5 protein-coding genes and 1 pseudogene are annotated in these 10,267 nt (G+C 55.7%); 5 read left to right on the top strand and 1 reads right to left on the bottom strand.

Translation table 11 applies throughout. From position 1 onward, the window contains the following. A pseudogene (locus JWF83_RS20675) lies at positions 1–303 on the top strand (transposase); the annotation flags it as partial. 137 nt (positions 304–440) lie between these two features. Here the strand turns inward: JWF83_RS20675 and putA are convergent. Next, complete coding sequence (gene putA, locus JWF83_RS20670; RefSeq protein ID WP_413652294.1) at positions 441–4,391, bottom strand: trifunctional transcriptional regulator/proline dehydrogenase/L-glutamate gamma-semialdehyde dehydrogenase; 3,951 nt, start codon at positions 4,389–4,391, stop codon at positions 441–443. Positions 4,392–4,826: 435 nt separating this feature from the next. Here putA and putP point away from each other — a divergent pair, with 435 nt between their 5' ends. From putP to efeB, 4 genes are all read left to right on the top strand, one after another. Next, a complete protein-coding gene (putP, locus tag JWF83_RS20665; protein ID WP_413652292.1) occupies positions 4,827–6,311 on the top strand; it encodes a sodium/proline symporter PutP in 1,485 nt (494 codons plus the stop codon). A gap of 212 nt (positions 6,312–6,523) precedes the next feature. After that, positions 6,524–7,357 (top strand): iron uptake transporter permease EfeU, encoded by an 834-nt coding sequence (gene efeU, locus JWF83_RS20660; protein ID WP_413652291.1) that lies wholly within the window; start codon positions 6,524–6,526, stop codon positions 7,355–7,357. Between the two features lie 56 nt (positions 7,358–7,413). Then, positions 7,414–8,541: an iron uptake system protein EfeO gene (efeO, locus tag JWF83_RS20655; RefSeq protein ID WP_413652289.1), complete on the top strand. Its 1,128-nt coding sequence runs from the start codon at positions 7,414–7,416 to the stop codon at positions 8,539–8,541. A gap of 6 nt (positions 8,542–8,547) precedes the next feature. After that, on the top strand, positions 8,548–9,831 hold the full coding sequence (efeB, locus tag JWF83_RS20650) for an iron uptake transporter deferrochelatase/peroxidase subunit (RefSeq protein WP_413652287.1): 1,284 nt from the start codon (positions 8,548–8,550) through the stop codon (positions 9,829–9,831). Positions 9,832–10,267 lie beyond the last annotated feature (436 nt).

The following is a 10,267-nucleotide window of genomic DNA, read 5'->3' as shown; positions in this document are numbered from 1 at the left end:
CATGAGAGGCCACATGAGGCGCATGGCGGGCAACCGCCCTCATCGGTATGGGTCCCTTCATTACGAATCTGGGACGGAAAAGTGCCGGATGTGGAGTATCCGGAAAGCTCAGCGCTCTGTCTGGTGTCACCGAAGGGGGCGATAAAAATCGGTGGAGGGCTGTTCCTGAGCGAAGCGCTACAGGGGGAGTACGTAAGGGTTCTGGAGGTGGATGACGGACTGGACGCGATCCTGTTCGACCGGATGATACTTGCTTACTACGACAGAGTTGAGCAGAGTATCATCCGGATCGACCCGACCTAAATGTGTTACCCATGTGGCCGGTCAGATCTGTAACCCATGTGGCGGTTGTACATTAATGCCGCCCCTATAGAAGAATATCTGCCCCCTGATGTAGGGGAGCCATTAATGGCTCCCGCCACATTAATGGCTCCCGTGCCTTAGCCGATGGTCATCAGACTGGCGTTACCGCCCGCCGCAGCGGTATTGACGCTAAGCGACCGTTCGATCAGCAGGCGTTCCAGCAACAGATTGCTTTCGCCGCGCGCAAAACCCTGCACTGAGACGATTGCGCCATCGCGTGCGGCCACGCGCGCGCAAAGTTCACGCAGCTGATCGGCATCGCCATGATAGATCACTGCATCAAACGCCTGTTCGCTGGCCAGTACATCGGCGGCAAAGTCGATACGTGCCTGCACCGCCGCTGGCAGGGTGGCAAACAGCGTGCGATATGACGGCTCCTGCGGCCACAGGGCGCGGCTGCCGACGCTGGTTACCGCCGCCAACTGAATCAGACGGTCGTCGTCATTATCCGCCAGACAGAGCACCCGTTCGCGCGGCAGCAGGGCAAAACTGTTGCGTTCGCCGGTTGGCCCCGGCAGCAGGCGCAGCGTTCCCCCCTGGGCCAGTTGCCCATAGCGCTGACAGATGGCGGCCAGTTGTGGTTTATCCGCGGCCCAGTCGCTCAGTTGCTGGTGCGGCGCCTGCAGCACCGGACGCAGGGTTGCATCCAGCGGACGTTCGGCATCCTGACGATCCAGCGTGACGCGCAGCGCGCCATCCGGGCGGTGCGACAGCAGCCGGTAGAGATAGAGCGGGCCGCCGGCTTTGGGGCCAGTGCCGGAGAGACCTTCTCCGCCAAACGGCTGGACGCCGACCACCGCGCCAACCATATTGCGGTTCACATACAGGTTGCCGACTTTCGCGCTCAGGGTGACCTGATTAATGGTTTCATCAATTCGCGTGTGCACGCCGAGGGTCAGACCATAACCGGAGGCATTGATCTGTTCTACCAGCGACGGCAAGGCGTTGCGCTGGAAACGCACCACATGCAGCACCGGACCAAAGACCTCTTTATCCAGATCTTCAACCGCATTCAGCTCAATCAGCGTCGGCATTACAAAGGTACCCTGTGCCCACTCCTTGCTGTCCTGCGGATTCTGCCGGGCGGCCTGATAGACTTTCAGACCTTTGGCACGCATCGCCTGAATATGACGATCGATATTCTCTTTCGCTTCGGCATCAATCACCGGGCCAATATCGGTAGAGAGACGTTCCGGGTTGCCCATGCGGCATTCGGCCATCGCACCACGCAACATTTTCAGCGTATGTTCGGCAACGTCCTCCTGAATACACAGCAGGCGCAGCGCGGAACAGCGCTGTCCGGCGCTGTCGAACGCCGAGGCGACGATATCAGTCACCACCTGCTCGGTAAGAGCGGAGGAGTCGACAATCATGGCATTCATACCGCCGGTTTCGGCAATCAGCGGTGTCGGGCGGCCCTGCGGATCAAGACGCCCGGCAATATTGCGCTGCAGCAGAGTGGCGACGGCGGTGGAGCCGGTAAACATCACGCCGCGTACCCGCTCATCGCCGGTTAACTGCGCGCCGACAGTTTCACCGCGCCCCGGCAGCAGCTGAAGTACACCCGCCGGTACGCCAGCATCCAGCAGGATCTGAACCGCCTGAGCGGCAATTAATGGCGTCTGTTCTGCCGGTTTCGCCAGTACGCTATTTCCGGCCGCCAACGCGGCAGCAATCTGACCGGTGAAAATCGCCAGCGGAAAGTTCCACGGGCTGATACAGACTACCGGCCCCAGCGGGCGATGGGTTTCGTTATCGAAATCATCGCGCACCTGACCGGCATAGTAGTGCAGGAAGTCTACCGCTTCACGCACTTCGGCGATTGCATTGCTGAAGGTTTTTCCGGCCTCACGGACCAGAATCCCCATCAGCTGCTGCATCTGGCCTTCCATTAGCATCGCGGCGCGTTCGAGAATCGCTGCCCGCTCCTGCGGCGGGGTAGCGAACCAGATAGATCCGGCATTAACCGCGGCATCCAGCGCGGTGGAAACCTCCTGCTCGCTGGCTTCACGGACTTCGCCGACTATGTCTTTTGGCTCTGCCGGATTCACCACCGCTCGGGTGGCGCCGCTGACGGTTTCACCGTCAATCATCGGCTGTGCCAGCCATGGCTGACTGGCGCTGTGCAGCAGAGCGCTGGAGAGTGACGCCAGACGATGTTCATTTGCCAGATCCAGCCCGGCGGCGTTCTGCCGTTTGCTGCCATACAGTTCGCGCGGCAGCGGGATTTTCGGATGCGGTAAACCCACCGCGCCTTCTGCTGCCGCCAGTTTTTCCACTGCCGCCACCGGATCGGCCACCAGTTCATCAATCGGCAGGCTGGTATCGGCGATGCGATTGACAAAAGAGGTGTTAGCGCCATTTTCCAGCAGGCGGCGCACCAGATACGCCAGCAGCGTTTCATGTGTTCCGACCGGCGCATAGATGCGGCACGGACGGTTCAGTTTGCCATCGGCGACTTTTCCCACCACCTGCTCGTACAGCGGTTCGCCCATACCATGCAGGCACTGAAACTCATACTGTCCCGGATAGTAGTTATTGCCCGCCAGCTGATAGATCGCCGCCAGCGTATGGGCGTTATGGGTGGCAAACTGCGGATAGATCAGATTGGGCACCGCCAGCAGTTTGCGCGCGCAGGCGAGGTAGGAGATATCGGTATAGACCTTGCGGGTGTAAACCGGGTAGCCTTCCAGCCCATCCAGCTGGGCGCGTTTGATTTCGCTGTCCCAGTAGGCGCCTTTTACCAGGCGGATCATCAGACGGCGACGGCTGCGCTGCGCCATATCGATCAGTGAGTCGATCACGAACGGACAGCGTTTCATATAGGCCTGAATCACAAAGCCAATACCGTTCCAGCCTTCCAGTTCGGGTTCGAAGCAGAGCCGCTCCAGCAGATCCAGCGACAGCTCCAGCCGGTCAGCCTCTTCAGCATCGATATTAATGCCGATATCGTAGCTGCGCGCCAGCAGCGTCAGGGATTTCAGGACAGGGTAGAGTTCGTCCATTACCCGCTCATACTGGGCACGGCTGTAGCGCGGATGCAGCGCCGACAGTTTGATGGAGATGCCCGGCCCTTCATAAATGCCGCGACCATTGGAGGCTTTACCAATGGCGTTAATCGCCTGTTGATACGAGAGCAGGTAGGCTTTAGCATCGTCGTCGGTCAGCGCCGCTTCGCCCAGCATATCGTAGGAGTAGCGGAAGCCTTTCTCTTCCAGCTTGCGCGCATTGGCCAGCGCTTCGGCAATGGTTTCGCCGGTAACAAACTGTTCGCCCATCAGCCGCATTGCCATATCAACGCCTTTACGGATCAGCGGCTCACCGCTTTTACCAATAATGCGATTGAGCGAGTGCGATAGGCTGGCCTCATTATGCGTGGAGACCAGACGACCGGTAAACAGCAGCCCCCAGGTGGCAGCATTGACGAACAGGGAAGGGCTGCGGCCGAGGTGTGATTGCCAGTTGCCGTTGCTGATTTTGTCGCGAATTAACGCATCGCGGGTAGGTTTATCCGGGATACGCAGCAGCGCTTCCGCCAGGCACATCAGCGCGACCCCTTCCTGCGAGGAGAGTGAGAACTCCTGCAGCAGGCTTTGCACCATGCCGGCGCGTCCGGTTGCCCCTTTTTGGTGCCGCAGCTTCTCCGCCAGCGTACTGGCCAGTTGATGGGTTTTCTGCGCCAGCGGGGCGGGCAGACGCGCCTGCTCCAGCATCATGGCGACGGCTTCCGTCTCCGGACGACGCCAGGCGGAGGTAATTGCCGCGCGGGTGACCGACTGTGGCAAAATATGTTCCGCAAAGTCGAGGAAAGGCTGATGGTACTCTTCAGCCGGTTGCTCATCATTTTCATTCAACGCGCTGTTAAGCGCGATTTCCGGCACGGCATCACCTGTCTCAAGATGGGATAAGTAGTTGAAAATAGCCTGTTTAATTAGCCAGTGCGGCGTGCGATCAATTTTCTGCGCGGCCAGTTTAATCCGATCGCGTGTGGCTTCATCTAGCTTGACACCCATGGTGGTTGTTGCCATGCCTGAAATACTCCTCAAAATGAAAAATGATGATAATCAGCAGCAATATCACTTATGTTGCAACTTTGTGCAACCTTGTTAATTGTGACCTGCTTAACAAGCCGGACACGGCGTTAAATGTTAACGCTCTGAAAGCGGCATGGTTATTGCTGCAAGATCCTCGCCAGTTCTGTAATGCCTGTAAATCCTCAATATTATTCGGGTTGTTATCAGGTGCAACTGTGAAAACTGTGATCGGGTGCAACCTGCGGACTTTTTTCATCGCGTTACAGGTGAACTGGCGGTAATGAATGTGTTAAATCCATTGTGCGCATAACGGCTTTCCGGCAGGATACCGCGCCTCGGGGTTGAAGGTGGTGTTACCGCTACGTTCCGGCGGTGGCAGAGAGCAAAAATCACCCGCTACAATAAATCGATAAAAAATGGAGAACCTGGATGACGATAAGTACACCAATGATGGTGACCTTTAGTGTTTATATTCTTGGCATGGTGTTGATCGGTTTTCTCGCTTACCGCTCAACAAAAAACTTTGATGACTATATCTTAGGCGGTCGCAGCCTTGGCAGTGTGGTGACCGCGCTGTCGGCGGGGGCCTCGGATATGAGTGGCTGGCTACTGATGGGATTGCCCGGAGCGATATTCCTCTCGGGAATTTCAGAAAGCTGGATTGCTATCGGGCTGACGATTGGCGCCTGGCTTAACTGGAAAATTGTTGCCGGACGCTTGCGGGTGCAAACCGAGCACCACGATAACGCACTGACGCTGCCGGACTTCTTTTCCAGCCGTTTTGAAGATAACAGCAAGTTACTGCGGGTGATTTCCGCCATGGTCATCCTGGTGTTCTTCACCATCTACTGCGCTTCCGGGATTGTCGCCGGTGCGCGTCTGTTTGAAAGCACCTTTGGCATGAGCTACGAAACCGCGCTCTGGGCCGGTGCCGCCGCCACCATTGCTTATACCTTTGTTGGCGGTTTTCTGGCGGTGAGCTGGACCGATACCGTGCAGGCCAGTCTGATGATTTTTGCCCTGATCCTGACGCCGGTGATGGTGATCTTCGCGGTTGGCGGCGTCAGCGATTCGCTGCAGGTGATTGAGGCGAAAAGCCTGGAGAACCTCGATATGCTGAAAGGGCTGAATTTCGTTGCGGTGATCTCCCTGCTGGGCTGGGGGCTGGGCTACTTTGGTCAGCCCCATATTCTGGCGCGGTTTATGGCGGCAGACTCCCATCGTTCAATCCGTACCGCACGTCGTATCGGTATGGCGTGGATGATCCTCTGCCTCGGCGGCGCGGTGGCGGTGGGCTTCTTTGGTATCGCTTACTTCCAGAATAACCCCGCTCAGGCGACGGGCGTCAGCGAAAACGGCGAGCGGGTGTTTATTGAACTGGCGCGAATTCTGTTTAATCCATGGATTGCCGGTATTCTGCTGTCGGCGATTCTGGCGGCGGTGATGTCGACGCTCAGCTGCCAGTTGCTGGTGTGCTCCAGCGCACTTACCGAAGATCTGTATAAAAGTTTTCTGCGCAAAAATGCCAGCCAGCGTGAGCTGGTGTGGGTTGGCCGTATGATGGTACTGCTGGTGGCGGTGATTGCCATTGCGCTGGCCGCCAATCCGGATAACCGCGTGCTGGGCCTGGTGAGCTATGCCTGGGCGGGCTTCGGCGCCGCCTTTGGTCCGGTGGTACTGTTCTCGGTGTGCTGGTCGCGGACCACCCGTAACGGTGCGCTGGCGGGGATGATTATTGGTGCGGTAACCGTGCTGGTGTGGAAGCAGTATGCCTGGCTGGATCTGTATGAAATTATCCCGGGCTTTATCTTCGCCAGTATAGCGATTGTGCTGGTCAGCCTGCTGGGTCAGGCGCCATCTCAGGCGGCGCAATTGCGTTTTGCGGCGGCAGAGGCGGAATTCAACGCCGACTAGTTTGTTACCGTTCGGTTACACGGCGGGTTTTATCCCGTCGCTAATGGCCCCGTATGGCGCGGGGCCATTTTTTTGCCGGAAGCCCTCGCAAATGCACAAAATACCCGGGCCGCCTCTTGTATTTTTACTGGCGATAATGATAATCGATATCGTTTTGATTTACGCTTCTTTACTTCCCGTTGACCTAAGTTTCACATTTGAGGTGTTCAGGCATGTTTGTTCCATTTCTTATTATGTTACGTGAAGGATTAGAGGCGGCGCTGATTGTTAGTCTGATTGCCAGCTACCTGAAACGTACCCAACGCGCGAAATGGTTTGGTGCCATGTGGATCGGGGTAGTTATCGCCGTGGCGCTCTGCCTGGCGGTGGGCGTATTTATCAATGAAACCACCGGTGAATTCCCGCAGAAACAGCAGGAACTGTTTGAAGGCATCGTGGCGGTGATTGCGGTCGCGATCCTCACCTATATGGTGTTCTGGATGCGCAGGGTGTCACGTAATGTGAAAGCCCAGCTGGAAGACGCCGTCGACCATGCCTTGCAGAAAGGTAATAACAATGGCTGGGCGCTGGTGCTGATGGTGTTTCTCGCCGTGGCGCGCGAAGGGCTGGAGTCGGTATTTTTCCTGCTGGCGGCTTTTCAGCAGGATCTGGGCATCGGGCCGCCAGCGGGGGCGATGCTTGGGCTGGCCGTGGCGGTGATTCTCGGCATGTTGCTCTACTGGGGCGGCGTGCGGCTTAATCTGGCGAAGTTTTTCAAATGGAGCAGCCTGTTTATTCTGTTTGTCGCCGCGGGTCTGGCGGCGGGCGCCATCCGCGCCTTTCATGAAGCTGGCCTGTGGAATCACTTCCAGGATATCGCCTTTGACCTGAGTAATTCACTCTCAACCCATACCCTGTTCGGCACGCTGCTGGAAGGTATTTTGGGTTATCAGGAAACGCCAACCGTCAGTGAAGTGGCGGTGTACTTTGTCTATCTGATTCCGGCGTTGCTGCTGTTCTTTATGCCGGCACGACCAACGGCTTCCGCAGTGAGAAGCTCGCGCTAAGCTGGGTAACAGCGCGTCCTGTGGCGCGCATTTAAACCAACTAAAAGGGAAAGTGTATGACTATTCGTTTTCGTCGCAAGGCGCTGTATGTCGCGCTGTTGGCGATTTCTGCCGCGTCTGGCGCCGTGCAGGCCGCTGATGTTCAACAGGTAAAAATTAGCGTTAACGACAAACAGTGTGAGCCGATGTCCCTGACGGTAAACGCCGGTAAAACCCAGTTTATTATCAAAAACGACAGCCAGAAAGGGCTGGAGTGGGAGATCCTGAAAGGGGTGATGGTGGTCGAGGAGCGCGAAAATATCGCCCCTGGTTTTACCCAGAAGATGACGGCTAATCTGGAAGCCGGTGAGTATGATATGACCTGCGGCCTGTTGAGTAATCCAAAAGGCAAGCTGATTGTGAAGGACAGCGGCGCGAAAGTGAATGACGGCAAGCCAGATGTGCTGCAGCTGGTCGGCCCGATTGCCGAATATAAAGTGTATGTCACGAAAGAGGTTGATCAGCTGGTGCTCGGAACCAAAGCCTTTACCGATGCGGTGAAAGCCGGAGATATAGCCAAAGCCAAAGCACTGTTTGCGCCAACCCGTCAGCATTATGAGCGTATTGAGCCGATTGCTGAGCTGTTCTCCGACCTGGATGGCAGCATTGATGCGCGTGAAGACGACTTCGAGAAGAAAGCGGAAGATCCTAACTTCACCGGTTTCCACCGCCTGGAGAAAGCGCTATTTGGCGATAACACCACCAAAGGTATGGATGAATTTGCTGACCGTCTGTATAAAGACACCCTGGATCTGCAAACCCGCATCAATGAGCTGGCATTCCCGCCGGGCAAAGTCGTGGGCGGTGCCGCCGGTCTGATTGAAGAAGTGGCCTCCAGCAAGATCTCCGGTGAAGAAGATCGTTACAGCCGTACCGATCTGTGGGACTTCCGCGCGAATGTCGATGGCGCGCAGAAAATTGTGAACCTGCTGCGTCCGTTGCTGGTGAAAGCCAACCCGGAGCTGCTGGCGAAAGTAGATGCCAACTTCAGGAAAGTGGACAGTATCCTTGATAAGTATCGTACCAAAGATGGTTATCAGTCCTACGATAAACTCACTACTGCCGATCGTAATGCGCTAAAAGGGCCGATCACTTCGCTGGCTGAAGATCTCTCTTTGTTGCGTGGTACTTTAGGCCTGGATTAAGCATAAATGGCAAAAGAGTATGATGCGACAATGCCGTCGCGTCGGCGATTATTGAAAGGCATGGGCATCCTTAGCGGTGCCCTCGCTGTCGGTGGCGGCTGTCCGATGGCCGCCGCCGCGGCGGAAGATAAATCCTTCTCCCCTGGCGCATTATCACCTGGTGCACGGATGGAGCAGCAGCCTTTTTACGGCCCTCACCAGGCGGGGATTGTTACCCCGCAACAGGCCGCGATGATGCTGGTGGCTTTTGATGTGCTGGCGGCGGATAAGAACGATCTGCAGCGGCTGTTTAGCTTGCTGACCCGTCGTATTGCGTTTTTAACCACCGGCGGTAAAGCGCCGCTGGTGACTAATCCGCAACTGCCGCCGATGGACTCCGGCATTCTTGGTGAAAATATCTATCCCGATAATCTTACTATCACCGTGTCTCTTGGATCTTCGTTGTTCGATGAGCGTTTTGGTTTGCAGCATTTGAAACCGCTGAAACTGCAAAGCATGACGCGTTTTCCGAATGACGCGCTGGATGCCAGCTTGTGTCACGGCGACCTGTTGCTGCAGATCTGCGCCAATACCAACGATACGGTGATCCATGCGCTGCGCGATATTATCAAGCATTCGCCGGATCTGCTGAGTGTGCGCTGGCGGCGGGAAGGTTTTATTTCCGACCATGCGGCGCGTAGTCGTGGTAAAGAGACACCGATTAACCTGCTGGGCTTTAAAGACGGTACCGCTAATCCGGATACCAGCAATGGCGCACTGATGGATAATATCCTGTGGGTGGGCGCCGGGCAGGGCGAACCGGCCTGGACGCTGGGCGGCAGTTATCAGGCGGTAAGGATTATTCAGTTTCGCGTCGAGTTCTGGGACCGTACTCCGCTGCGCGAGCAGCAGACCATCTTTGGTCGGGAAAAGCACAGCGGTGCGCCGCTGGGGATGCAGAATGAGCATGATGTGCCGGATTATAGTAAAGATCCGGATGGCAGTATGATCCCGCTGGATGCGCATATTCGTCTGGCTAACCCGCGTACGCAGGAAACCAGCAGCAGCCTGATGTTGCGCCGGGGTTATAGTTATTCGCTGGGCGTCTCTCATTCTGGTCAGCTGGAGATGGGCCTGTTATTTGTTTGCTACCAGCATGATTTAGAAAAAGGCTTCCTGACGGTGCAGAAGCGTTTAAATGGCGAAGCGCTGGAAGAGTATATCAAACCTGTCGGCGGCGGTTATTTTTTCGCCTTACCTGGGGTGGCTGACGATAAACATTATCTGGCACAAGCGTTACTTGAAGCCTGATACTTCCTCTGGCCGCCGCTTGCTGTCCGAAGCGGCGGCTGGTTTTTAGCCTAAATTTACCTTAATGTGCCTGCCGTCATTATTTGATACGAATTGCCTGCTTCACTCTCCTGCCTGCCAGAAATTAAAACTATTTGTTTTATAAAGAAAAAATTATTTAAGCTCTAATTACAATATTGTAATGGTGCTTTTTTCCTCGATGGGAAGTAAAAATAATGTTGCAATCTGGTGGAGGTTTGATGCACCTTAATCTTAGCGGTAGTCAGATATGTTCAGGTTTTACTATGGAGATCGCGAATGGAAAAAGCAGTATCAGGACAATTAGGTCTTAACGCGTATTTCATCGCTTTTCCTCGCGAGGGCATCTCTTCCTCAACAATATTTTCTTCTCTTTTCTGTTTCCACAGGCTCATTCAAACCGACAGGCGTTTTCCGG

Source organism: Pantoea sp. B65 (assembly GCF_047308185.1).
Classification (GTDB): Bacteria; Pseudomonadota; Gammaproteobacteria; order Enterobacterales; family Enterobacteriaceae; genus Erwinia.
This window is presented reverse-complemented; position numbering and strand designations above follow the sequence as displayed.